19 protein-coding genes and 8 pseudogenes are annotated in these 24,470 nt (G+C 57.5%); 21 read left to right on the forward strand and 6 right to left on the reverse strand.

Going from position 1 to position 24,470, the window contains the following annotated elements; translation table 11 throughout:
• The first annotated feature begins 4 nt into the window (after positions 1 to 4).
• A complete protein-coding gene (locus SGP1_RS13505) occupies positions 5 to 859 on the forward strand; it encodes a metal ABC transporter permease (protein WP_011411338.1) in 855 nt (284 codons plus the stop codon).
• 2 nt (positions 860 to 861) lie between these two features.
• Positions 862 to 1,728, forward strand: a complete 867-nt coding sequence (locus tag SGP1_RS13510; RefSeq protein WP_011411339.1) for a metal ABC transporter permease — start codon at positions 862 to 864, stop codon at positions 1,726 to 1,728.
• On the opposite strand, the gene SGP1_RS13515 is transcribed toward SGP1_RS13510, so the two are convergent.
• Together SGP1_RS13515 and SGP1_RS30810 are read right to left on the reverse strand one after the other, a co-directional pair.
• Positions 1,661 to 3,028, reverse strand: coding sequence for a glycoside hydrolase family 10 protein (locus tag SGP1_RS13515; RefSeq protein WP_083764793.1), 1,368 nt, complete (start codon positions 3,026 to 3,028; stop codon positions 1,661 to 1,663). The two genes, SGP1_RS13510 and SGP1_RS13515, sit on opposite strands and share 68 nt — an antisense overlap.
• A gap of 179 nt (positions 3,029 to 3,207) precedes the next feature.
• On the reverse strand, positions 3,208 to 3,561 hold the full coding sequence (locus SGP1_RS30810) for a hypothetical protein (protein WP_041867005.1): 354 nt from the start codon (positions 3,559 to 3,561) through the stop codon (positions 3,208 to 3,210).
• A gap of 455 nt (positions 3,562 to 4,016) precedes the next feature.
• Between SGP1_RS30810 and SGP1_RS35700 the strand changes: the two genes are divergently transcribed.
• From SGP1_RS35700 to SGP1_RS13530, 3 genes are all read left to right on the forward strand, one after another.
• A complete protein-coding gene (locus tag SGP1_RS35700; RefSeq protein ID WP_341532812.1) occupies positions 4,017 to 4,202 on the forward strand; it encodes a hypothetical protein in 186 nt (61 codons plus the stop codon).
• Positions 4,165 to 4,833 (forward strand): MmgE/PrpD family protein, encoded by a 669-nt coding sequence (locus SGP1_RS24255; protein WP_341532813.1) that lies wholly within the window; start codon positions 4,165 to 4,167, stop codon positions 4,831 to 4,833. The genes SGP1_RS35700 and SGP1_RS24255 overlap by 38 nt, the downstream gene beginning before the upstream one ends.
• A 641-nt stretch (positions 4,834 to 5,474) precedes the next feature.
• Positions 5,475 to 6,062: an NAD(P)/FAD-dependent oxidoreductase gene (locus SGP1_RS13530; protein ID WP_198408723.1), complete on the forward strand. Its 588-nt coding sequence runs from the start codon at positions 5,475 to 5,477 to the stop codon at positions 6,060 to 6,062.
• A gap of 418 nt (positions 6,063 to 6,480) precedes the next feature.
• On the opposite strand, the gene SGP1_RS13535 is transcribed toward SGP1_RS13530, so the two are convergent.
• The gene (locus tag SGP1_RS13535) at positions 6,481 to 7,539 is read right to left on the reverse strand and encodes an LD-carboxypeptidase (RefSeq protein WP_011411342.1); all 1,059 of its coding nucleotides are present in this window, start codon (positions 7,537 to 7,539) and stop codon (positions 6,481 to 6,483) included.
• 324 nt (positions 7,540 to 7,863) lie between these two features.
• Here SGP1_RS13535 and SGP1_RS29845 point away from each other — a divergent pair.
• From SGP1_RS29845 to SGP1_RS13610, 15 genes and pseudogenes are all read left to right on the forward strand, one after another.
• Positions 7,864 to 8,052: pseudogene (locus SGP1_RS29845) on the forward strand (IS5/IS1182 family transposase); the annotation flags it as partial.
• A gap of 155 nt (positions 8,053 to 8,207) precedes the next feature.
• Positions 8,208 to 9,283, forward strand: a pseudogene (gene lldD / locus SGP1_RS13545) (FMN-dependent L-lactate dehydrogenase LldD).
• Between the two features lie 307 nt (positions 9,284 to 9,590).
• A pseudogene (locus tag SGP1_RS29850) lies at positions 9,591 to 10,091 on the forward strand (amino acid permease); the annotation flags it as partial.
• A 148-nt stretch (positions 10,092 to 10,239) separates the two neighbouring features.
• Positions 10,240 to 11,124, forward strand: a complete 885-nt coding sequence (gene dld / locus SGP1_RS27600) for a D-lactate dehydrogenase (protein WP_050747654.1) — start codon at positions 10,240 to 10,242, stop codon at positions 11,122 to 11,124.
• A gap of 63 nt (positions 11,125 to 11,187) precedes the next feature.
• Positions 11,188 to 11,292: a hypothetical protein gene (locus SGP1_RS33620; protein WP_243466286.1), complete on the forward strand. Its 105-nt coding sequence runs from the start codon at positions 11,188 to 11,190 to the stop codon at positions 11,290 to 11,292.
• A gap of 269 nt (positions 11,293 to 11,561) precedes the next feature.
• Positions 11,562 to 13,739 (forward strand): annotated as a pseudogene (pqqU, locus tag SGP1_RS13565) (TonB-dependent receptor PqqU).
• A gap of 263 nt (positions 13,740 to 14,002) precedes the next feature.
• Positions 14,003 to 16,242 (forward strand): annotated as a pseudogene (locus tag SGP1_RS36485) (PQQ-binding-like beta-propeller repeat protein).
• Positions 16,243 to 16,528: 286 nt separating this feature from the next.
• Positions 16,529 to 16,720, forward strand: coding sequence for a hypothetical protein (locus tag SGP1_RS27605; protein WP_158302393.1), 192 nt, complete (start codon positions 16,529 to 16,531; stop codon positions 16,718 to 16,720).
• A pseudogene (locus SGP1_RS13585) lies at positions 16,721 to 17,489 on the forward strand (AMP nucleosidase); the annotation flags it as partial.
• Positions 17,490 to 17,763: 274 nt separating this feature from the next.
• Positions 17,764 to 18,066: a zinc-binding dehydrogenase gene (locus SGP1_RS24270; RefSeq protein ID WP_050747655.1), complete on the forward strand. Its 303-nt coding sequence runs from the start codon at positions 17,764 to 17,766 to the stop codon at positions 18,064 to 18,066.
• A gap of 473 nt (positions 18,067 to 18,539) precedes the next feature.
• Positions 18,540 to 18,626: pseudogene (locus SGP1_RS36490) on the forward strand (hypothetical protein); the annotation flags it as partial.
• Between the two features lie 59 nt (positions 18,627 to 18,685).
• Entirely contained in the window at positions 18,686 to 18,895 is a 210-nt protein-coding gene (locus tag SGP1_RS33640) for a hypothetical protein (RefSeq protein ID WP_041867009.1), read from the forward strand.
• Complete coding sequence (locus tag SGP1_RS13600; RefSeq protein WP_041867010.1) at positions 18,892 to 19,092, forward strand: IclR family transcriptional regulator domain-containing protein; 201 nt, start codon at positions 18,892 to 18,894, stop codon at positions 19,090 to 19,092. Before SGP1_RS33640 ends, SGP1_RS13600 begins: the two co-directional genes overlap by 4 nt.
• A 66-nt stretch (positions 19,093 to 19,158) precedes the next feature.
• On the forward strand, positions 19,159 to 20,202 hold the full coding sequence (locus tag SGP1_RS13605; protein WP_050747656.1) for an alpha/beta fold hydrolase: 1,044 nt from the start codon (positions 19,159 to 19,161) through the stop codon (positions 20,200 to 20,202).
• Positions 20,174 to 21,481, forward strand: coding sequence for an MFS transporter (locus tag SGP1_RS13610; RefSeq protein WP_243466016.1), 1,308 nt, complete (start codon positions 20,174 to 20,176; stop codon positions 21,479 to 21,481). Before SGP1_RS13605 ends, SGP1_RS13610 begins: the two co-directional genes overlap by 29 nt.
• Positions 21,482 to 21,515: 34 nt before the next feature.
• Here SGP1_RS13610 and SGP1_RS13615 read toward each other — a convergent pair.
• Positions 21,516 to 22,099: pseudogene (locus SGP1_RS13615) on the reverse strand (ATP-binding cassette domain-containing protein); the annotation flags it as partial.
• A 440-nt stretch (positions 22,100 to 22,539) separates the two neighbouring features.
• Between SGP1_RS13615 and SGP1_RS13620 the strand changes: the two are divergent.
• A complete protein-coding gene (locus tag SGP1_RS13620; protein WP_011411346.1) occupies positions 22,540 to 23,445 on the forward strand; it encodes a siderophore-interacting protein in 906 nt (301 codons plus the stop codon).
• On the opposite strand, the gene SGP1_RS13625 is transcribed toward SGP1_RS13620, so the two are convergent.
• Together SGP1_RS13625 and SGP1_RS13630 are read right to left on the reverse strand one after the other, a co-directional pair.
• Complete coding sequence (locus SGP1_RS13625; protein ID WP_148203507.1) at positions 23,424 to 23,957, reverse strand: hypothetical protein; 534 nt, start codon at positions 23,955 to 23,957, stop codon at positions 23,424 to 23,426. The genes SGP1_RS13620 and SGP1_RS13625 overlap by 22 nt on opposite strands.
• Positions 23,915 to 24,328 (reverse strand): acyltransferase family protein, encoded by a 414-nt coding sequence (locus tag SGP1_RS13630; RefSeq protein ID WP_158302394.1) that lies wholly within the window; start codon positions 24,326 to 24,328, stop codon positions 23,915 to 23,917. Before SGP1_RS13630 ends, SGP1_RS13625 begins: the two co-directional genes overlap by 43 nt.
• Between the last annotated feature and the right edge of the window lie 142 nt (positions 24,329 to 24,470).

The raw sequence follows: 24,470 nt of genomic DNA on the forward strand, positions 1-24,470 counted from the left end.
ATGTATGCTTGACGTATTACTTGAGCCCTTCACCTACGACTATATGCGCAATGCCATGTGGGTTTCCGCTTTGGTCGGTGGCGTCTGCGCCTTTCTTTCCTGTTATCTGATGCTAAAAGGATGGTCCCTGATGGGAGATGCGCTGTCGCATTCCATCGTCCCAGGCGTCGCCGGCGCCAGGATGTTAGGCATGCCGTTATCGGCAGGCGCTTTTCTCTCCGGCGGCCTAGCGGCCTATGCCATGCTCTTTATCAATCAACGAACCAAGTTGAAAGAAGATGTCATTATCGGTCTGACGTTCTCGTCCTTCTTTGCGTTCGGGCTCTTTATGCTGTCGCTGCGTCCTGCCGCCATGAATATCGAAACGATTATGCTGGGCAACCTGCTGGTCATTGCACCGTCCGATATCGTGCAATTGGCTCTAATTGGCTTCATCTCGCTGGCCATATTGCTGCTTAAGTGGAAAGACCTGATGGTGGTGTTCTTTGATGAGAACCACGCCCGCTCCGTCGGTATCAATACGGTAGGGCTGAAATGTTTGTTCTTCACCCTGCTGGCCGCCTCTACGATTGCCGCGCTGCAAACGGTCGGTGCCTTTCTGGTCATTTGCATGATTGTCACCCCCGGTGCTACCGCCTGGTTGCTGACCGATCGGTTCCCGCGTTTGCTGATGGTGTCAGTGCCGATGGGGGCGCTAACCAGCTTCGTCGGCGCCTATAGCAGTTACTTTCTGGACGGCGCCACGGGCGGGTTGATCGTTTCACTGCAAACCCTCCTCTTTTTGCTGGCATTCGTTCTGGCGCCGCGGCACGGTTTATTGGCTTCCCGTAAACGTGCCCGAATTGAATTAAGGAAATAAGGATGAGCCTTTCAGACACTTTACTGATGCCCTTTCACTTTGTTTTCATGAATAATGCGTTCTTGATTGTGCTGCTGATTGCTGTTCCCGCCTCGCTGCTGTCATGTCTGATGGTCTTGAAGGGATGGGCGCTCATGGGCGACGCCATGAGCCATGCGGTATTCCCGGGCGTCATCGTTGCCTATATGGTCGGCCTGCCGCTGGCGGTCGGCGCTTTCGTGGCGGGTCTGGTGTGCGCCATGACGACCGGATTTTTGAAAAACAACTGTCGAATCAAGCATGATACGCTAATGGGCATCGTATTTTCCGGTATGTTCGGCATGGGGCTGGTGATGTATGTCAAAGTGCAATCCACGCTTCATCTACAGCATATATTATTTGGCGATATGCTGGGGATTGGTGCGGATGATCTTATCGAGGCGGCGCTCACCTCTGCCGCCACGGTGCTGTTTATCGCCGTAAAATGGAAAGATCTGGTACTCCAAACCTTTGACGCGGTCCAGGCCAAAGCCTCCGGACTCAATGTGCGCCTGTTACATTACGGCCTGCTGTGCTTCCTGGCGCTGACGATCGTAGCGGCGCTGAAAGCGGTGGGGATTATTTTGTCGGTCTCGTTATTGATTGCCCCCGGGGCGATAGCCTTCCTCATCACCCGCAAATTCTGGTCGATGATGCTGGCCTCCGTCGCCATTGCCATCACCAGCAGCTTCTTGGGCGTGTACGTTTCCTTCTTCCTGGACAGCTCGCCGGGGGCGACGATCGTATTGTTATTCACCCTGATGTTTGCCGCAGTCTTTTTCATCAACGGTTTCCGCAATTACCGTCTGCGCTGTGCGGCATATAACCCCCACCGGACGCCCCGCCGCTAAGGATGGGGCATGTCCGTTTTAGTTGCCTCGATCCAACGGCCCAGCAGCATTGCAGATAGTTCACCGCCGCTGCGGTCTGTGGCTGGCTGAGATAGGACTCACTGAACAAAATGGTGCCGTTGATCTCAGGTAGGGCCTCGTTAATATCCAACTGCCTTCTCAACTCCGCGATCCCCTCCGCCACGCCCCAATCCGGTTCCGCTTTGGTCGGACTGCCTATTTTATATAGCGCTACGCCAATATAGAGCCGGGTGTGGGTATGGCGAACCACCTCCGCCCACCATTTGGCTAGCACATCATAGCGCACGATCTGGCGCCCCACCGGCCAGTACAGCTGCGGGGCAATATAGTCCAGCAGACCTCTTTCAACCCACAGCCGGGTGTCGGCGTAAGCGGTATCATACGCAGGCCCCCCGCCCTGGGTAGCCGAACCGCGCTGATCATCCGCCGCGTTGCGCCAAACGCCGGAGGGGCTGATGCCAAAAGCAACCTGCGCGTTAAGAGATTTTATCGCCTGGGACACTTGCTGGACCATCAGTAAGGTATTGTTGCGCCGCCAATCGGCTTTGTTGGAAAACCCCTGACCGTACAGGCAGTAAGTGGCATCGTCATCCAGCCTGGAACCCGGGGTTTCATAATAGAAATAATCGTCGAACTGAATACCATCGACCGGGTAATTTTTGACCAGCTCGGTCACCACGCTGACGATCCATTGGCGCACATCGGGCAAACCGGGATCGAGGACGTAACGGCCGCTGGCAATGCGGATCCAGTCGGGATGTAGAGCATAAACGCTGGCCGGTGATGCTCGCAGCGTGGCCCTCAGCGCTGTGGCGGTTTCGGGTCGGATGTTCAGCGTGACCCGATAGGGATTGAGCCAGGCATGGACCTTCAAGCCTCTCTTGTGGGCCTCGGACAGCATAAACGCCAGAGGATCGTAACCCGGATCCCGACCGACCGTCCCCGTAAGGACCTCCGACCACGGTAACAGGGCGGAACGATAAAGGGCGGTGCCGTCGGGTTTGACCTGAAAGAACATCGTATTAATACCTATCCTTACCAGGTTGTCCAGCTTTGCGACGAGCGCGCTTTGTTGCTGTTGGATCCGTTGCGCGTCGCTTTGTGCCTCAAGCGTCGAAGGTGCGGGCCAGTCGAGTCCGTAAACGGTGCTCAACCAAATGCCGCGCATCTCGGGCGCCTGGGATTGACGGGGTGGCGGCGATGGACGCTCCGACACTCGTTTTTGCCCACAGCCGGCAAGCCCCCCTAGCCAAACGAAGAACACCAGCCAAAAAACCATTCCTTTGTAACGCCGCACTGTTGTCTCCCTGAAGTAGAGCCTGAAATAAGTAAATGAATCGCGACACAGTCCGGACGCTGTTAAAACCGACTGCGAACAACTCTACCGACTTGCCTGTGCTCGTATCAGCACCGATTGGTGAACCGGCCTGCGCCGCCTCAGGCGCACACCTCTCTTGGTTACCAGCTGAGCCCAAACCCACGGGGGTAAGCTACAGTACCGGAATTGGTCTTCTCATTGTAATGATGCCACGTGTTAACTGGAAGTTTTCCCTGTGGCGAACTTTGACCCGTTAAGACTTCGACCAGCGAGATCATGGCATGGCTGCCCCAAACGCCGTTGTCATAGCAATAATAGGAATAGGCGGCGACAGCGGCGTCAACGTCTGCGGCATAATTGACGATGTCGTAAGGCGTCCGCAGGGATAAATGGATACGCGTTTTCCCTTGTGCCGCCGCATAGCGCAACCAGGCAAGGTAACGATCACTCGTCTCATCGGGTTGCGGTTTGTAAGGCAGCGTCGCGTTCTCCAACGGCGAAAAGGCGGTTGAAAGAGTGTACCGAGCATAAAAACGTCGCAGTGGGCGATTTTCGCTTTGACCTCTGCGTCCGTCAAATCCGATTCCTTAGCCACCTCCACCGAAAGATACCCCTCTTGTGCCATTACCGCCGCAATGCCCTGCGCCTGCTCCCCCCCCACGGCGTCAGCACAAAATTTTGCAGCAGGGCGCGCGGGACCAACACCAGGTGATAGCGGCGCACTGGTGTACGGACTAGCACACAGCCCATCTCGCACGCTGGCTGCCGGGGCGCCTATGGTGCGAATTCGGCACAAGGCGCAGGGGGGCATTTCTGCCTGGTGGTGCCTTCAATGACTTTGGTCATTGTTCATCGTGTAGACACCGATACGCCCGGACGGGGGGTGAACCGTTTTCAGGCTGGCCAGCTTCTGCAACTGCTTTTTGTTCCATCCAAAGGACATTTTATCATGACCGTGATCGAAACGATCGCCTCCTGGTGCGCGCAACCCAAAACGTTTACGCCGCAGGCCCGAAACCTGGCGCTGGAGGCCATTACCGATACGCTGGCCTGCCTTTACGCGGGCCGGAATGACTTTTCCACCCGCGCCGTAAGCGATGCCTGGGCACCGCCCCGCCATTCAGGCCTTGATTAACGCCACCGCCGCCCACACCATTGATTATGACGATAACTTCGCACCCGGTATGAGTGATGCGTCGGCCGTGTTGGTCCCCACGCTGCTGGCGGTTGCCCTGGCGGACGAGCGTGAGAGTACGGCATTGATCGATGCCTATCTCATCGGCCTACAGGCCCAGGCCTGGGTGGGTGAAGCGGGCATAGCGCACGCACTCAGTATCGCTGTCAGTCTGGCCAGCGGCGTTAAAGGACAATTTGGCACCCCGCTAAAGCCCTTTCACGCCGGCATGGCGGCGCGCAACGCTGTTGAGGCTGCCGCCCTGGCCGCAACAGGTATGAGTGGAAGACGGGATATTATCGAGGGCCCACAGGGTTTTTGCGAACTTTATGCCGGTCGGGCCGCCGCGCAATGGCCTGAGCGGCTCATCATTGAGGCCTGGCGCGCTGGAGAGGAACTGATGTTCGACAATCTGCCCCACATCGTGACCTTGCAAATTAAGGATGGGAGTCAGCTTAAGGCGCAACGGTTGAGCGCCAAGGGCGGACTTATGGAACGATTCTCCGATGAGGATCGGCGACAAAAATTTGCCGACTGCTTTCAGACGCCGCTTCCCTCTATGTGCGACTGGCATCGCTTGACGGTCAGTTAGATCTACGCTTTTTGCGGTCATTGCTGGTTGCCTAAGCCCACTAACTCCGCATACCGCGGGACCGAGATTAATAACAATAATCGCGAGTGGAAAATAGATTAATTTGTTGAACCAGTATAATCAAGTTGAATGGCCCCGCGGTAACACTCGCGTTAATAATCGTCAGAAGGCTTTATCTGTCTGTAGAACGTCTACAGCACATATTGGTAAATAACTTTCTCGATTTTATCTGCATTGCGACGATAATCTCGATCAGCAATAACTGTTGCGGGGAAAAGCATTTTTACTGCAAACACGCTGTTTATACATTATCTTGCGTTGCCACTGGCATAAGATAATGAATTGGTGGAAGTTTTTCAGGGCTATCTGCAGCAATGCAGCTTGGCCGCGTTCGACAAAATACACTTATTGTCGACGCGTCTCAGCCCCGCAATCGCTTTGCCACAGCATCACACGATTTTCCCGGTCAAGACGGTCGTTCTCCTGCTGAAATTAAATGTCTTGCTGAAGCGGAAGTACTGGCCTATCCAAGTGTTACGATTAAAAAGGAATAGGCCGAGGCGGTAAAGCCCGTAGAAAATGGCTTTGAAGTGCGTTTCGCCTCGGGAGAGACTATCTTTGCACGCAAGGTACTCCTTGCCATGGGTGTGAAGGATGAATTGCCTGCTATTCCCGGTCTCATTGAGCGATGGGGAAAATCGGTCGTGAATTGTCCCTATTGTCACGGCTATGAGTACAGGGATGGTCGTCTTGGTATGCTGGCAACGGTGCCCCGTTCAGCGATGGTCGCATTACTGTTATCGGATCTCGGGCCGACGACCTATTTTTGCCAGGAATCTGCCTTCGAGCCCGATGCGAATATGCTGGCGCTGTTTGAGAAGCGAGGCGTCACCGTTGAACGCTCCCCGATTGTAGAAGCACTCGGGCAAGATGATCAACTTGAGACGGTGCGTTTGGCAGACGGTAGAATTATCCCGCTTGATATCCTTTTCATTGGCGCCCGCACTTCGCTAGTCAGTGATTTACCCGCGCAATTAGGCTGTGCGCTTAAAGAGGGCATATTGGGACCATATCTACGGGTTGATCATTTTCAGCAAACCACCGTGCCAGGAATTTTTGCTGCAGGCGATGCGGCAAGCTTGCATTATAACGGGACCTTAGCTGCCGCCTCCGTGTTATGGCCGGCGTGTGTATTCACCAAATGTTGGTCGCTGATGAAGTGGGTATGAAGATGTGACCATAAAGACGCGACAGCAGACAAAGACCTCTCTGCGCGAAAAATACTTTCCCGATTATGCCGGTCCGGGTTGTTAACAGGGTGCATGAGTAAACTCATTTTTTATCGCTACGTTTTTGGTTGTCCTGTAGCCTTATCGCTTGAATCGATGGGCGTTATGGCCACATTACACTTCACTTTCGGACTCACGAAGATGGGCAGATGGTGTATATTGAGGTGATTTTTTTTATATGTGGCGGAAAAATAGTAACCCATCGTCAATAGGTGGACCCGTCATTATTTTAGCTTCGTGAAAAGTGGTCGCAGATTAGTCGTAGGTGGAATATCTAAACACCCCGGCAATGCTTTATATCTTAAGTGTGCCGCTTCAGGGCTGTCCCAGCGGCATGAGCGAATCGTCGGATTACTGGCTATCTTTTCACAGGCGGCTGGGTCAGACTGCAATAACGGTAATGTTCATTGCATAAAATTTGCATTTGTTGACCCAGTATAAAAGGCTGGTTAGTTTTACCGTGGCCGAATTCGGGATAATAGTAAACTGGATAATCCACCCGGTTGGCAAATTCCTGCAGCACATAACGGTAAAGATCTTTCTCAATTTTATTCGCATTGATACTATAGAATTGCCCAAAGATAACCGCTTTAGGATGAAAGTTTTTCTTATACTCAAGCTGATGGAGCGTCCTGTCAAGTTGCTTATAAGTGACGCCGGTATCCTCCATAAGCATAACCTTATCGGCATAGTTTTTCTCATAGCGGGTTGAAAATAACGATTGAACTAACGTCAGATTGCCGCCGTTTAAAGTTCCTTGCCCGCCTGCCCGGGCGGACACATTGAGCGGTTCGATCCCCGTGTAGGTCATGCCATTCGTGATGGTCCGAAAAACCTGCTGTATACCGCTATACATGCTTATTTGTTCAGTCTTATCCACCTCATACATTTCACTATTAAAGGAAGCTAGAATACCGTGGATACTGGGCCATTTGATAACATTATTGATAAAATGGTGAAGGGCTGTGACATCGCTAAACCCGATGAGAATTTTAGGGGAAGCGGCAGCGATTTTATCCCGATTACGATATAAATAGGGATAGAGGTTCAGAGCGCCCGAACCTCCCCTGACAAACCAAAGATACTTGACATTCTCATCCGTTAGCGCATTGATTAGCGTTTCCGCACGCACCTCGTCCGTGTTGACGTATCCCAACGGCGTTGGTTGCTGATCAAGGTAACGGCTATCCACAGAATAGCCTTGTTGCTGAAAGACCGCCTTAATCTCTCCTATCGTGTTTTCATCGTATTGTGATGAACTGGATATCAAATAAATTTTTGGTTTTGCCGTTGTTTCACTTTCCAACGTTGCCTGGTTATTGGCAATCAAGTAAAGCGTATTGGGCGCAGCAGCTCCCACTGTCGATGATGATAGGCCTGCCAACGAAAGTAAAAAAGCTATTAAGGGATACTTCATATAGTGCTCCGCGATGACCGGTCACGATGACCTGCCTATCTAATTAACATGCAGAAGCGCGAACGACCCTCAAAACCAGAATGACGTTTATTTGACGTTTAAAACTTTGCTTAATAAGGACAACAGCAGCAGTAATCATTAGCCCTATTCTTACTGTTTTGGCAGTAGTTAAAGGATCATATTTATCGGATTACCTTGTTTCAAATTGTCGTTCGCATACGCCTCTTCTTTAGCCTGATAAAGCGTCAAGATTCCAACCTAACCATTCATTCCGGTAGCGTTGTCGGACAGAGCAATCGGCTCCTCGCCAGCGGACATACTGGATACCATGAGCGTAACTACGCCGTTGCGAATCAGCGTCTAAGCGGCAGTAACGATGTATGGAAAAAGCAAGTGGGCTATCATCTAAGTCTGCGTGACTATGATGCGCAGGTAGGTGAGGCAATGGCGATGGTCAAAGCGCTTAACAAAATGACGCTGTTAGGAATGCCGAACAGCATCCGGATCGCATAACAATCGATCTGCTAGGGGGGGCGTAGTCACACAAGCTCTGATTTATTCAACAAAGCCCGGCGGTAGCGTAAGAATGTCACTGCGGTCATATTCTAATTCCGGTAAAATATTCCAGCCAGGCCGTCAAGAAAGTATTTCAGACTAGCGCCACACGCTTGTTTATCTCAGCAGCGAACGACTATCGCACCGCGGCCGAACGTAAACTACCGCCTTTTTTGTTCCATACCTAGACGGCGGCGCTTACGCGGAATACACCCTGCGTCGCAATCCGGTAGCGCTGGCGCCGGTGGGCCTGTGCGGCATATACGCCCGCCGCGGTGAGGTACAGGCGGTACGTGCCGCCGATGATAAAGGCATTCCCTTCACGCTATCGACCGTCTCGGCCGGCACGATTAAGGAGGTCTCCTCTGCGATAAAACGTCCCATGTGGTTCCAGCTGTATATCCTCAAGGATCGGGGATTTATGCGCAACGTCCTGGAGCGTGCCAAGGCGGCCTGCTGCTCGACGCTGGTGTTGACCGTTGATATGCCGGTACCCGGCGCCCGCTACCGGGATGCCCATTCCGGCATGAGCGGGCCGAATGCCGCCCTGCGCCGCTATTGGCAGGCGATGATCCACCCCGGCTGGGCCTGGGATGTCGGCGTGCGAGGCAGGCCGCACGATTTGGGTAATATTTCCGCCTATTTGGGCACGCCTAACGGGCTTGAAGATTATATCGGCTGGCTGGGCAACAATTTCGATCCATCGATTTCCTGGCGGGATCTCGAGTGGATCCGTGATTTCTGGCAGGGTCCCATGGTTATAAAGGGCATTCTCGATGCGGAGGATGCTCGGGATGCGGTACGTTTCGGCGCTGACGGCATTGTCGTATCCAACCACGGCAGCAGGCAGCTTGACGGCGTGCTCTCTTCCGCCTGGGCGCTGCCCGCCATCGCCGATGCGGTGAAGGGCGATATCGCCATTCTGGCCGATGGCGGCGTACGCAACGGGCTTGATGTGGTGCGAATGTTGGCTCTCGGCGCCGATACGCTGCTGCTGGGCCGCGCCTATATTTACGCCCTGGCGACGGCGGGTCAGGCCGGCCTGGCGCATTTGCTGGCGCTGATTGAAAAAGAGATGCGGGTGGCGATGACGCTGACCGGCGCCAAAACCATCGGCGATATCTCCCGCGATTCGCTGGCGAAAGAAGGTCTGGCGCCGGCCACAAGCCCCCACGCACTGCCTGGCTAAGCCCCAGGACGCGCAGGCGGTACGGGTTATCACCGCCGCAAGCGCCGTAGCCGCAGCATGCGTCGTCGCCCCGTCACGGTCTGGCCGCCGCGGTCAACGGCGCCGCCGCAACGCCAGAAGGAGGGATTGCGTCGAGGAGAGAACGGAATCAATAGCAAGCCTAGTCATCATTATTCAGTACATACTGGCTTTTGGCATAGTAAAAAACATTAACCCTCTTGAGCATTAATACATTATCTTATGGCCGCTTATGCGGTTCGTCCCATGAGGGCCTGGCGACACGCCCTATGCCCGGCCGCCCGAAAAGCTGCGGCGCACGCTCACCAACCGACACATTCAGCTCATGGCAATTGGCGGCTCCATTGGTACCGGCCTGTTTATGGGCTCAGGAAAAACGCTCAGTCTGGCGGGGCCGTCAATCGTTTTTGTCTATATGATCATCGGCTTTATGCTGTTCTTCGTCATGCGTGCAATGTGAGAGCTGCTACTTTCCGACCTCAGCTACAAATCCTTCAGCGATTTTGCCGCCGACCTGCTTGGGCCGTGGGCCGGGTATTTTACCGGCTGGACCTATTGGTTTTGCTGGGTCGTCACCGGTATCGCCGATGTGGTCGCCATCAGCGCTTATTTTCAATTCTGGTTTCCCGGTTTTTCCATCTGGATGAGCACCATGCTCTGTGTAATGGTTTTCGTCACCTTGAACATCCCCACGGTGAAAATGTTTGGCGAAATGGAATTTTGGTTCGCTGTTATCAAAATTGTCGCCATTGTGGCGCTCATTATCGCTGGCGCGACGCTTGCGGCGATGCCGGCGCGATCGTTATCCCCCACGCCGCCAATACCTGCCTGACGGGCGGTTCGACCCCGGATGGCGATGCTTATGATCGCGATATTGTCATCCTCAGCACTACCCGCATGAACAAAATCAGGCTTATCAACGACGCGAGCCGCATTCGGTGATAGGCTCCAGTTGTATCGGCGCCTCGGTTTTCGGCGGCGTGTGCAATAATTCCGGCGGCGCCCTGGTGCAGCGCGGGCCGGCCTATACGCAATTATCCGTGTTTACCCGCGTCGATGCCGAGGGCATAAATCACTTGAGCGTTACCCTGGCGGGGGATGAAGAAACTCTGCTGTCCCGCCTGGATCGGGACGAGTACGACGAGCAGGACATTCGCTATGATACCGGCGACGGCTCCGACAAAGGTTACACCGACCATGTCCGCCATATCGATGAGCCTACCCCCGCCCGGTTCAATGCCGATCCCGGCACGCTGTTTGAGGCTTCGGGGTCTGCCGGCAAAGTGATGGTCTTTGCCGTACGGCTGGATACCTTTCCCATGGCCCGCGGCACGCGGGTGTTTTATATAGGCACCAACCAGACCTCGGTACTGACCGCTATCCGGCGCCACATCTTAAGCCGGTTTACCCATCTGCCCCTCTCCGGCGAGTATCTACACCGCGACACTTATGATATTGCCGCCCGCTACGGCAAAGATACCTTTTTTCTGATCCACTGGTTGGGCACGGCGCGCCTGCCGGCGTTGTTTGCGCTGAAAAACCGCTTTGATTTACTGGCGGAATGGCTGCCTTTTTTACCGCCGCACTGCGGCGATCGGCTGTTGCAGTTCTTTAGCCGCCTACTGCCTGATCCCCTGCCGGCGCGCATGCAGGCGTATCGGGACCGTTATGAACATCATTTGTTGCTCAAAGTCAGCGCGGAGGGGGTGTCGGAGGCGCAGGCTTTCCTCAGCGACTATTTCTCCGAGCATGAGGGCGAGTTCTTCGCCTGCACCGAGGAGGAAGGAAAAAAAGCGTTTTTTCATCGCTTTGCGGCGCAATGATGAAGACTGGTTTGAGCATTTACCGCCGAGCACAACGTCGGTCATCTTTACCCCGCGCCGCCGCTGCGGCGCTTCTATCAACAGCTCGATCCGTGTAATTATTTTAATCCCGGCATCGGTCAGATGTCGAAGCGTAAAGACTATAGCGAGGCGGGCAACAAAGAATAAGCTCCTAGCCGGGCTCCGCATCTCCACCCGCGCCGTGCTCATGAAGGCCGTCGCTCGCGCCGCCTGCAATAACGACAGCGGGCGCATTGTCGGACAACATCAGGCCTTCCCGAGCGGCCGGAAAAACGTCAGCTCGCCGCCCCTGAGCGGTGGTTAATAGCCGTCCCAGGGGAAGGTTAATGTCATTTATACTTTTCAATAATGTGATAGGCGTATTACTATTCGTTAAAATGGATTTAACAGGTATCTGGCCTACTGGCCAAATCATAATGACAAACCAAGTAATAAACACCTCACCCCGTCTCTGGTTATCATCTACGTTGGTCTGCTTTTCCTTAACATTACCGGGCCGCAGCACCGCCGAGACGCCGGCGACGACACCAACGGAAAAGACCCACGACGCACCCTCGCAGACGCTGATCGTTACCGCGCCGCGGACCGGCTTAGCCGAGCTAACCACGCCCGCCGCCCTTAGCGTGCTTACGGGTGAGGATTTCCGCCAGGCCAAGCCGCAAGTCAATTTATCGGAAAGTATGGGCAGCGTAACGGGCCTGCAAATTCAGAACCAGCAAAATTATGCCCAGGACCTGAAACTGTCGGTGCGCAGGTTTGGCGCCCGCTCGATGTATGGCGTGCGTATCTATGTCGACGGCATTCCGGCGACCATGCCGGATGGCCAAGGCCAGACGTCGAATATCGATCTTAGCAGCGTCGACAAGGTAGAGGTACTGCGCGGTCCGTTCTCCGCGCTGTACGGTAATGCTTCCGGCGACGTCGTTAAAGTGGAGACCGTCACCGGCAGCCAGCCGGACAAGATAGAAGCGGGCCTGTATACCGGCAGCTACGATAGTTGGCGCTATGGCGTGAAGGCCACTGGCGCCGTCGGCGATGGCTCACAGGCCGGCGATGTCAACTACGCGGTCTCGACCACCCGCTTTACCACCCACGGCTATCGCGATCACAGTGATGCGCGCAAAAACCTTGCCAACGCCAAGCTCGGAGTGCGCATTGACGATGTCAGAACCCTGACCCTGTTATTCAACGCCGTGGATATCACCGCCAACGATCCCGGCGGTTTGACCGAGGATCAGTGGCATGACAATCCCCGTCAGGCCACCCGCGCCTAACAGTTCAATACCCGCAAAACCCTGACCCAGACGCAGGCCGGCCTGCGTTATCAGCGGCAGATGAGCGATAATGACGACCTGAGCGTAATGATGTATACCGGCGAACGCGACACCACCCAATATCAGGCGATACCGGTCGCAACCCAGGCCAACCCGCTGCACACCGGCGGCGTTATTGATTTAACGCGTCATTATCAAGGCATCGATACCCGCTGGACGCACCGCGGGGCACTCGGCGCCGTGCCTCTTACGCTGACCGGCGGCCTAGATTACGAAACGATGACCGAGCAGCGCAAAGGCTATGAAAACTATACCCTGAACAATGGCGTCACCGAGCTCGGTACCCAGGGCAATCTGCGGCGCAATGAACGTAACCTGATGTGGAATCTCGACCCGTATTTGCAAAGCGTCTGGTCTCTGACCTCGCGGCTAACGCTGAATGCAGGGGTACGTTTCAGCCACATCCAGTTCGACTCCGACGATCGCTACATTACCGCCGACAACGGTGATGATAGCGGCAACGCCCGCTATCATCGCTGGCTGCCGGTAGGATCATTAAGTTACACTGTCACTGATAGCTGGGATGCGTATCTGTCCGCCGGCCGGGGATTTGAACCCCCCACTATCAACGAACTCTCCTACCGGCCCGACGGCCAGCCGGGCCTGAATTACGCGCTAAAACCTTCCACCAGCAATATATAGAGGTCGGCAGTAAAGCGCGCATCGGCAGTAGGCTGGCGAGCGTCGCGTTATTCCAGACCGACACCGAGAATGAAATCGTGGTCGCGGACAGCAGCAACGGCCGCACCAGCTATACCAATGCCGGCAAAATCCGCCGTCGTGGTCTGGAACTGTCGATGGATCAGCAGTTCGCCGACGATATCCAACTGCGTCTGGCGTGGACGTTGCTGGATGTGACCTACCGCACCCGCGCTTGCGGCAGCAGCGACTGTAGCGAGGGCGATGCAATCGCCGACGGTAATCGCCTGCCCGGCATCGCCCTCAATATGGGTTATGCCTCGCTGGCCTGGTCCCCTCCCGAAGGCTGGTATGCGGCATGGAAGTGCGTTACATGAGCGATATTGAAGTCGATGATGAAAATAGCCAGCAGGCGCCAGCCTATACCGTCACCGCGCTGGATACCGTTACCGTTACATATTGGGCAACTGGCTGATGGACGTGTACGGCCGGGTGGATAACCTGTTTGACCGCCGCTATGCGGGGTCGGTCATCGCCAATGAAAGAAACGGCCGCTATTTTGAACCGGCGGCGGGCAGAAACTGGGGCGGTGGCGTTTCGCTCGCTTATATATTCCAATAATACCTATCGGGCGTGCCCCGTCATTGGCCTGAGCCACGGGGCACGCCCGGGGCGCCTTCCCCGACGCCCGTGACTGTTCATCTTTGCTACACCTGAACCGAGCGCACCATTGACGGCTATTGCATTGACGATCCTTTTCCCTGTCGTTGGCCCTGCCTCTGCCGCAGGCATCGGCATTGATAAGCAGGAACAGGCTATGACAAAGATAACGCGCAAACGGCCGGGCGCCGTCTATTTCGTGCGGCCGCTGGGGGGGGGGACTGATGGCATTAATCGGTCTTGCCCTGACGGCGGGGGGAGGCTATCTAGCCACGCAGGGCGGCAGTCGGTATTTTCTGTTTATGGGACTGATGCCGACGGTGGCCGGGGGCCTTCTCATCGGTTTGCAGCCGGCGGGTGCCTGGGTCTATGCGCTGGCGTTCCTGCTGACACTGTGCTGGGCCGTCTGGGAGGCGGGGCTCAGCTTTTGGCCGCTGTTCTCGCGGCTTTATATGTTCGGCGTATTGGCCCTGCTGGCACTCTGCCTGACCGCCAGTCTGGGGTATACCCTGGTACCGACGCCGATAGTCAGCACGCGGCAGGCGGTACCGGTCTACCCCGTGCCACCGGGCGCCGAGCAGAAAAATTGGCTTCATTGGGGCAACACCACCGCCGGCGATCGTTTCGCCGCGCTGGACCAGAATTACCAAAGCCAATGTAAAACACCTGCAAGTGGCGTGGGTAGCGCATACCGGCGACATCCCCCTCAGCAATGACGGCCGGCGTGGAAGACCAAAACACCCCGCTGCAGGTGGGTGATACGCTGTATGTCTGCACCGCCTACGGTAAAGTACTGGCCCTGTCGGCCGACAGCGGCAAAACGCGTTGGCGTTTCGATCCGTTGGCCAGCGCGCCCAACTGGCAGCGCTGCCGCGGTCTTGGCTATTACTCCGACGACGCTGCGGCCGCGCAGGCGCCCCCCGCCGCGTCTGTATCCCACGCCCCTGACGCCAACCCGGCTGCGGCAACGGACGAACTGCGAGCACCCGACGCCACAGCCAACGCCGCAATGCCCCTCGTCGTTGCCCCGACGCCCGCGGCTACGGCCAACCACCGCCCAGCGACGTTACAGCCACCATTGCTCCTGAAGCCGTGATCCCGACGCCGCCGACTTCGGCAACGGCGGCACCGTGGATCTCACCATCGGCATGGGCGAAATCAAACCCGGCTATTACCAGCAAACCTCTGCTCCGCTGGTGGCGGGCGATCGGGTGGTGGTGGTGGGCGGCCGTGTGGCGGATAACTTTGCCACCGGCGAGCCGCCGGGCGCGACCTATATGCGCGGCACGCCCAACGTCTGGGCGGCCATGTCCTTTGATTCAAAGCTCAATCTGATTTATCTGCCCACCGGCAACGCCACGCCGGACTTTTTCGGCGGCGGACGCAGCGCGCTGGACGATAAATACAGTTCATCGGTTGTGGCGGTCGATGCGTCGACCGGAGGGTCCGCTGGCACTTTCAGACCACGCACCACGATTTGTGGGACTTCGATCTTCCCGCACAGCCGCTGCTGTAAGATTTGCCGGACGGCGCCTGCGGCACCACGCCGGTGCTGGTACAAACCAGCAAGCAGGGGATGATTTTCATGCTCAACCGCGTAACAGGTGAGCCGGTGGTGAAGGTGGAAGAGAGCGCCGTGCCCGTGGGCAACACGCCTGGCGAGCGTTACGCCCCCACGCAACCTTTTTCCGTCGGCATGGCCAATATGGGTAACCAGACCTTGACCGAAGCGGACATGTGGGGCGCCACGCCCCTCGACCAGCTGCTGTGCCGAATCGCTTTTAGAGGCATGCGCCATCAGGGCGTGTACACCCCGCCGGGACGCGATCGCGCGTTGTAGTTCCCCGGCTCGCTGGGCGACATGAACAGGGGCAGCGTCGCGCTGGATCCTCATAATGCGCTCATCTTCGTCAACGATATGCGCCTGGGTCTGGCGAACGCCCTGGTCGAACGCGACAAGGTACCCCAGGAGGCCAGCGGGATCGAAATGGGGCTAGTGCCGCAGGCGGGCACTCCCTATGGCGCGGTGCGTGAGCGTTTTCTGTCGCCGCTCGGTATTCCCTGTCAAAAACCACCGTTCGGCACCATGTCGGCGGTGGATTTAACCGACGGTAAGCTGGTGTGGCAAGTGCCGGTGGGGACGGTGCAGGATACGGGGCCGCTCGGTATCAAAATGCACCTGCCGATGGCGGTGGGTATGCCGACGCTAGGCCCCAGCCTGGTCACCCAGTCCGGCCTGCTGTTCTTTGCCGGTACGCAGGATTATTATCTGCGCGCGTTTGATACCGCGAACGGCAAGGTGGTGTGGCGCGCCCGTTTGCCGGTGGGCAGCCAGGCCGGCCCGATAACCTATGTGTCGCCGACGACCGGCAGGCAATATATCATCATTTCCGCCGGCGGCGCGCGTCAGTCGCCGGATCGTGGTGATTATGTCATCGCCTATGCGTTGCCCGATAACCCTTGATCGCGACGATGGCGTCATCGCCCGAGCGTTACAGACAACCTTTATCGCGATGATGGCGTTATCGCCCGGGGGTTACCCGATAACAGTCCAATGGCGAGTAAGCGCCCGGACCGGCTCAGGTGCGGCGCCGCAGCGAACGCTGGCGTGGGCGTATCGGAGCGGGCATGGCGTCGGGGTCGGGAAAGTCACGCGCTTTCCTGCACTTAATGATGTGTTCCCCCGAAGGGAAATGGTAAACTCAAAACACCTTATCGCCTGCTAAACACCTATAGTAATGAATAGCAAGTTGAAATTAACTGAAGTCGCTGACCTGGCCCCGCTGCATGAAACCATGATCACGCTGCGTCGGCATTTGCATCAACATCCGGAGCTGTCCAATGAAGAACAAGCCACCGCGGCGCTGGTAGCGGAACAACTTCATGCCTGGGGTTATGAGGTGACCACCGGCATCGGCGACCACAGCGTTTGGGCGCGCTAGCAGATTGACGACCCGGACAGTCCGTATGTCGCCCTGTCGTGCGCCGGCGGCAATCTGTTAACCGGCGACGCCGGGCCGGTGGAAGATGAAGTGTCGGATCTGGCCTGGAAAAACCATCAAATGCCCGCTTATCATCTGATCGACCGCCACGTTCAGGGCATTACGATGGTCAATATCGGCGTCGACCCCTCCAACGCCAAGACGATTTGCCATCATCTCTCGGTACTGCCGCCTGCATGCCTGGCTGATGATCGGGCATTGCGGCGGGCTGCGCGAAAGTCAGACCATTGGCGACTACGTGCTGGCGCACGCCTACCTGCGCGATGATCATGTGCTGGATGCCGTGTTGCCGCCGGATATCCCGACTCCCAGTATTGCCGAAGTCCAGCGTGCGCTGTTTGACACCACCAAAACAGTCAGCGGCATGCCCGGCGAAGAGGCCAAGCTACGGCTGCGTACCCGTACCGTGGTCACCACCGATGATCGCAATTGGGAACTGCACTATTCCGCCTCGGCGCTGCGTTTCAATCTTAGCCACGCGGTGGCGGTAGATATGGAACGTGCCACGATTTCGGCACAGGGTTATCGTTTCCGCGTGCCCTACGGCACGCTGTTGTGCGTTTCCGATAAGCCGCTGCACGGGGAAATTAAATTACCCGGACAGGCCAATCGGTTTTACGAAGGCGCCATTTCTGAACATTTGCAGATAGGCATCTGCGCCATCGGCCTGCTGTGCGAAGAGTGTGACAGGCTGCATTCACGCAAGTTGTTGTTCGACCGTCTGAAGGTGCACCAGCAGGATCCCACCGCGCCGGGCGCTCTGTTGGTAATCGGCGCCGCCGACGGCGTCGGCTCCATCTTGCTGCAACTGGCCCGCGCCCTCACAGGACGAAACGCGCCGCTGGGTACGGGATCAAGGGGCGCATGCGGTCATTGATCATAGCCAACTCTGGGCGCCGCAGCTTACGCAACAGGGCATCACCCATGTCAACAATGTCATTGGTTTGAATCACACCGCAAGCTATATTCCGCAGATTATCTAGGTGCTGGCGCCGGAGGGGCAGCTGGCCCTGATTGACGATCCACAGCAGTTTGATATTGTCCCGTTCAAAAGTAAGTCCCTTAGCGTGCACTGGGAGCTGATGTTTACCCGTTCCCTGTATCACACTGCGACGCAGGAACGGCAACATACTCTGCTACGGCGGGTAGCCGAGCTGGTGGACCAGGGCGTGATACTCACCACCCTGACCCGCCGCTTTGACGGTATCAATCTGGATAACCTGCGCCAGGCGCATACGCTGCTGGAACAGGGCGCCACCCGCGGCAAGATCGTGCTGGTACGGTGAGCAGACCGCCGTCGGCCCCAGGCCAGCGCCAGCCATCGCGCTCGTCTGAGCTGACAGTGCAACGGCCAGCCGGCGACTAGCGGCTTGCGGGATAACAGCCCGGGGCGTCGCGTTGGTCGCGACCGGCGGCGGGCCGACGTACTTGCAGCGGCGGGAAAGATGTGCCGCCGCCACGCCTCAAAACACCACCGCGAACTCACTCGCTTGCGCGGCGACTTTCCCTTGGCCCCTCTCCTGGCTCTACTTCAACCTATCCGATGCTTCGTCACCTCCGTCACATTCCCTTTTGCGTCGTGGCGGAGACGCCCCGTGCCGCCGCCCGCCTTACCTTCCCGGCGTAATGTGAAAAACATCATAGATTTGAATAAAAATAATTACTTAATATTGACTTTTACGCAATAAAACGGTTACAAACGTCATGTGGACATCAAAACAGAAATAGTGTTCCTTATAGCGCGACAGTGGGGAAACGCATGAAATCGTTGCGCAATGCACTGCGTATACTCGACACCTTCAGCCTTGAGCGGCCGGTCTGGGGCGTACGCGAACTGAGTCAGTACAGCGGACTGTCCCCCTCCGTGGTGCAGCGGGCGCTGGCAACCTTTCGCAACGGCGGTTTTTGCAACAGTGTCTGCATAGCAAGCGTTACGAACCGGGGGCACGGTTTTGGGAATACGGCCAGATTTTCCGCTCACGGCTGCGCCTGGACGATATTATCGCCCGCGAACTCCGTGCGTTGGCGGACGTTAGCGGCGAAACCGACTGGTTTACCGTACTGGATAATGAACAGGCGCTGTGCGTGCAGGTGGCGGAGAGCGTGCGCGCTTGATTGAGCAGTCTACGCCGCTCGCCGCCCAACCGCGGCTGCGTGACGCCCTGGACTTTATTCGACGCGAGGGTTGGTGGCTGTCGCGCGGCGAACGCCTGGAGAACGTAACCGGTCTGAGCGTGCCGCTGTTTAACGCCGGGAGCGAGGTCTTTGCCTCGTTGACGCTCGGCGGCCCGACCGTCTGCCGGAAGGCATGACAATGTCACATCTTCCTCATCTGCTTACCGCCCGCCGCGCCATTGCCGCGAGCTGGCACACTCTCAATGGATGATATGACAGACAAGATGACGTTATCGGCCGCTTATACCCTGCGGGAAATGGGATCGTTTTATCTTGGCGCGCCGCCGCACACCGTCGCCGGCGCTGATGTCAGCGACTATGTGCTGGCGCCCGGCGGCGTACCGGTCAGTATCGACCCTAACGGTACCACAAGCGTAGGCCAGGCCTGGGGGCAGTATTTCCTGCCGGCCGCGGCGACGCATAGCCTGCCGTTAAGCTTTTGGCATGGCGGCTCGCTCACCGGCGCGATGTGGGAAACCACTCCGGACGGCCGCGAAGGCTGGCTGCATTATTTCCTGCGCCACGGCTGTCCGGTGTATAACGTCGACGCCGTCGAGCGCGGTCGGGCCGGTTGGGCGCCACGCGATCCGCATTTCTCCTCTCCGGCAATTTTGCGCACCGCCGAGGACAGTTTCTGCCAATTTAGCATCGGTTCCCGCGTACAGCGCGCGACACCCGACGCCCTCCAGGCCGCCGCCTATCCCCATTGCCAATTCCCGCTTGCCGCTTTCGAGCACTTTATGTGCCAAGTGATGCCGCGCTGGGCCACGACGGATGATCTGATCCTCGCCGCCTATTGCTGGCTGCTGGACCGGATAGATCCACAGATCATCATCGCCCATTCCCAGGGCACAGCATTCGCGCTACGCGCCGCCGCCCTCCGCCCGGACAGGGTCAAAGCCATAGTCGACATCGAACCCGCGCAGGGCGGCGGCGAGGAGGCTCTGGCGGCGCTTACCGATATTCCGCTGTTGTTGGTGTATGGCGATAACTTGCACTACGACGCCCGCTGGCCGCAAATCAGGGCACGTACCGACGCCTATTTTGCCCAACTCTCGGCCCGCGGTGTGCGGGTAGATGTTCTGGATCTTCCCCAGGCGAGTCTGCTGGGGAATTTCCATATGCTGATGATGGAGCTTAACAATCACGCTATTGCCGCGCTCATCGCGCGCTGGCTGATGGACATTCCCGGCGCAAGCCGCCCCGATGACGGAAACGATGACGATGGAAAATGTGAACAAGCTTGAAACCACTACCCTGCGAAAAGTCGCGCTGCGGCTAATGCCCTTATTGACCCTGGGTTATTTTATGGCGTCGCTGGATCGCGTGAATGTGGGCTTTGCCGCCCTGCAAATGAACGATGATGTAGGTCTGTCCGACGCGGCCTTCGGTCTTGGCGCCGGACTCTTTTTTGTTGCCTACTGCTTTTTCGCCGTGCCCTGCAACGTGATGATGGTTAAGGTAGGCGCCCGCCGCTGGTTATCGCTGGTGATGGTGGCCTGGGGCGTGGTTTCTAGCGGAATGGCGCTGGTGCAGGGGCCTTGGTCGTTCTACATTCTGCGCTTTTTACTGGGGATCGCCGAAGCGGGTTTCTTCCCCGGCGTCATTTACTTTTTTACCCTGTGGTTTCCCAAGACCGTGCGCGGACGGATGGTCGCTGTCCTGATGATGGCGCTGCCGCTGAGCAGTGTACTCGGCTCGCCCCTCTCCGCCGCCCTGCTGTTAACCGATGGCATCCTGCACCTGCGCGGCTGGCACTGGCTGTTTATTATCGAAGGGCTGCCGGCGGTGGCGCTCGGCCTGCTGGCACTGCTGATTTTGCCGCGCGATGTGCAATCCGCCCGCTGGCTGACGGCGGCGCAACGCGACTGGCTGACCCGGGAACTGACTGAGCCCGACGCGGCGGCGGTGGCGGATGTACCTCAGGTGCCTCTATGGCGTCAGCTGTTCAATAAGCACGTGTTGCTGTTGACGCTGGTGTATATGGGGGGAACCGCGGTGACCAACGGCCTGTCGCTGTGGCAGCCGCAAATGATCAAGAGCTTTCATATGTCCACCATGAAAATCGGGCTACTCAACGCCATCCCGTTCGCCATCGCAAGCGTTGCGATGTATTGGTGGGGCGCCCATTCGGATAAACATCGTGAACGGACCTGGCATACCTGCCTGCCGCTGCTGTTGGGCGCCGCCGGACTGGCGGGCACGATGTGGGTGACAACGCTTGGTCCGACCATCGCTGTGTTGTGCGTGGCGATCATCGCCGCCTCGATGATTAAAGGACCGTTTTGGGCCATGGCCACCGAGCAGTTGCCGGCCCACAGCGCGGCCGTGGCGATAGGCCAAATTAACGCATTAAATAATCTGGGGGTCTTTGCCGGCACCTGGCTTATTGGCACGATTCGCACCGCGACCGGCAGTTTTACCTACGCGCTGGCGCCGCTGGTGGCGCTGTCGCTGGCGGCCAGTCTGGCGGCCTGGCATCTGGGCCGGCAACGCCCCGTCACGCTACGGATCAACGCCAAATAACCGCTACCGGCCGCCGCTTAGGGCGGCAAGGCCTCTACACTCCCTGGGCGTACCGCACGACGGGCGGCTGGCCGGCGGGGTACAATATCGGCCCGAGGACTTCCGCCTCCAGCCCCGACAACCGGGCATTACCGCGCCGCTGCGGACGCTGGACGTCCACCACGACATCCAGCGCAATGCGCCCCTCTTCGATCAATACCACGCTACCGCCTCGCTGACATCGTGGGTCACCAGCAGGACGGTAAAACCGTGCTGGCACCATAGCGATTCGATTAACACCTACATCTCGATGCGCGTGAGCGCATCCAACGCACCTAGGGGCTCATCCAACAGCAGTAGCGACGGCCGGTGAATCAACGCCCGTGCTAACGCCACCCTCTGCTTTTGACTACCGGACAGCGCCGCCGGCCACTCGGAACCACGGCGATCCAGCCCGACCGCCGCCAGCGCCTCATCAGCCTTCCGGCGCCAGTCGCCTTTAAGCCCCAATCCCACGTTATCGCGCACCGTTTTCCAGGGCAGCAGCCGCGCATCCTGAAACATCAGACGGGTCGAGTCCCGCAGAGCGTCGAGGCTGGCATTACCGGCCAGCAGGCGCTTCGGCTCGTCGTGGCCGGCCGGCGTGTTTTTTTGCGGTGTCGAGTGGGATAATCGCCATATTGCTCCTTTACTTACCACGGTGTCCTATCGCGCCGGAGCGCGGGCATGCAAGTCATATCCGGCGTTTTTACCAGCGCCGCAGGGCCCGGATCGCAGCAGCGGCGTGGCCGCGATCACCCTGCCGCCGGCCTTGGCTTCGGGTCGCGGCGATAGTGATTCACTGGTACCATAGTGCGGGTGTTTAGGGGTGTGAAATTAAATTTTTCGCTAAAGTAAGTTAAAAATACACTTAGCGTCAGACCTGGCCAGGCTTGTGCGTTTTCCTCTGCCGCACCGTGCGAACACCGGCCGCCGCTGCGCGGGCTTGAGTGTTGAATGAAATCGAGAATTATTCCTATTAGCTATACAGTTGCGCGCAATCAGCAGGAGTACACGCCAGGCGAATAAAAGAGCGACAGGTGTCATCAGGACCATCCAGCTATAAGATTTTTGACGTGACGCTAAAAGAAAGTGTTGCGATGACCCCGTCACTGCAACATTGTGTTTTTTACAGCGAAGACGTCGCGAACATGGCCCGCCATGCGCCCGATCAACGCATCAAGGTGGTGCTGCCGCTGGCCGGTGGCGAACCGCCCTGTCTGGTGGATAACGGCGGATGGTATCCCGCCTGGCTGGCCCTGCCCGCCGAACGTCGCCCGCCGATGCGCACCTACACCCTGCGCAATGTGCGTCCCGCCCAGGGTGAGCTGGATATCGACTTTGTTCGGAACGGTGATAACGGTCCGGCTTCGCGCTGGGTCAACCACGCCCGCATCGGCGATCGCTTGCAACTCATCGCGCCCAATGCCGCCTTCGACGGCAATGGCAGCGGGTTTGAATGGTTGCCTCCTGACGGGGTGCGCCAGGTACTGCTGGTGGCGGATGAAACCGCGCTGCCCGCGGCGCTGAGCATTCTGGAATCCTTGTCGGCGCAGGCATCGCCGCCGCAGGTTCAGGCTTTTTTTGAAGTACCGCTCTGCACCGATGTCCAAGCCCTCGATCATTATACCTTCGCCAAAATCCATTGGCTGCCGCGTGAAGAGCAGCCCCATCAGCCCTATGGCCAGTCGTTGCTGGCGGCGCTACAGACCCGGCTTCAGATCCCCGACGATGCGCCGCGTACTCAGGATGAAGCGGCGCAGGGCATTCTGCGGCCGGAGCTGGAGCAAATGTGGGAAAGCGCCGCGCCGGCTCATTCGGCGTTCTACGGCTGGATTGCCTGCGAATCCTCAGGTGTAAAAGCCCTTCGCCGATATTTGATCCATAGCTGCGGCCTGCAGCGGGAAACCCTTAGCCTGATGGCCTATTGGTGCCACAGCCGTTGATCCCGCCGGCGGCACTTAGCGCGACCGCCTCCCCGTCCCGACTTGCGCGCGCGGGGTCGGCCATGTGCCAACTGCATAAACGGCGCCTCGATTTTGACGAACGTCAGGGCGCTGACGATAAAAACCGCCACAAAGGCCGCAGCCAAGGCGATAAACGGCCCCCAATGTGGATATAACCAGCGGAAACTGATGGTCAACATTAGCCCGTGTAACAGATAGCTGCTGTAGCTTATGACGCCGGCGAAGCGAAACGATGGGCAGCGCAGCAGACCGAACAGGTCATTACCGCTGGCGGTGATAAGGAAAAAGACCGCAATCAGCAATACCGACAGGCCCGTGTAAGCAAAGTCAAACAGGTAAAAACTCAGGCCGACGCTCGCCACCGCCGAGAGCCCCTGTTTCCAGACCGGCCTTTTAAGCAGCACCGTCGTCTCGGCGTTAAAGCCCGGGCAGATGTGTAATGTAGCGGTCAACATGCCGCCCATGAAGGCGAACAGAATACTGTACTGCACCGCCGTGATCTCCTGCACCCAATGCAGCAATAGCAACAGGATGACGGCGCCCCGAGCGCAACCATTCCGCGCAGGCGTTGCCGGGCGAACATCGCCAGCAGAGGGAACAGCAGATAAAACTTCACCTCGATGGCCAGCGTCCAGAATACCCCACACAAAATAAGCCAGCCGGGTTTGCCGTCAGTAAGCGTCATGCCGCTGATAAAGCCAAACGACAACCAGGACGCCAGCGATCGCAGCAGATAGCCACCGTCCATATTGGCGGTGAAACCGACAGCGGAGGATAATAAATACACCCCCGCCACCGCTATAAGGTACATCGGTAACAAGCGGTACAACCGCCGGCGGTAAAATACCGCCGTATCTCCCACGCCGTGCGCCAGGGCCTTGTGCGCCAGAACAGATAGCCGGTAATCATAAAAAACACCGTGACGCCAAACGACCCCAGCTACGTCAGAATGCGCGGTATCAGCGCATTGAAACCGGCGCGTCATGCAATCCTCAAGCGATACG

This window comes from Sodalis glossinidius str. 'morsitans' (assembly GCF_000010085.1).
Classification (GTDB): domain Bacteria; phylum Pseudomonadota; class Gammaproteobacteria; order Enterobacterales; family Enterobacteriaceae; genus Sodalis; species Sodalis glossinidius.

Excerpts from the sequence above, each read along its gene's own strand:
- SGP1_RS35700 (WP_341532812.1), top strand. The coding sequence starts at position 4,017 with ATGACCGTGATCGAAACGATCGCCTCCTGGTGCGCGCAACCCAAAACG.
- SGP1_RS13535 (WP_011411342.1), bottom strand. The coding sequence starts at position 7,539 with ATGAAGTATCCCTTAATAGCTTTTTTACTTTCGTTGGCAGGCCTATCA.
- SGP1_RS13610 (WP_243466016.1), top strand. The coding sequence starts at position 20,174 with ATGACGATGGAAAATGTGAACAAGCTTGAAACCACTACCCTGCGAAAA.
- SGP1_RS13530 (WP_198408723.1), top strand. The coding sequence starts at position 5,475 with ATGGGTGTGAAGGATGAATTGCCTGCTATTCCCGGTCTCATTGAGCGA.
- SGP1_RS13515 (WP_083764793.1), bottom strand. The coding sequence starts at position 3,028 with ATGGTTTTTTGGCTGGTGTTCTTCGTTTGGCTAGGGGGGCTTGCCGGC.
- SGP1_RS13505 (WP_011411338.1), top strand. The coding sequence starts at position 5 with ATGCTTGACGTATTACTTGAGCCCTTCACCTACGACTATATGCGCAAT.
- SGP1_RS13605 (WP_050747656.1), top strand. The coding sequence starts at position 19,159 with ATGGATGATATGACAGACAAGATGACGTTATCGGCCGCTTATACCCTG.
- SGP1_RS13510 (WP_011411339.1), top strand. The coding sequence starts at position 862 with ATGAGCCTTTCAGACACTTTACTGATGCCCTTTCACTTTGTTTTCATG.
- SGP1_RS24255 (WP_341532813.1), top strand. The coding sequence starts at position 4,165 with ATGCCTGGGCACCGCCCCGCCATTCAGGCCTTGATTAACGCCACCGCC.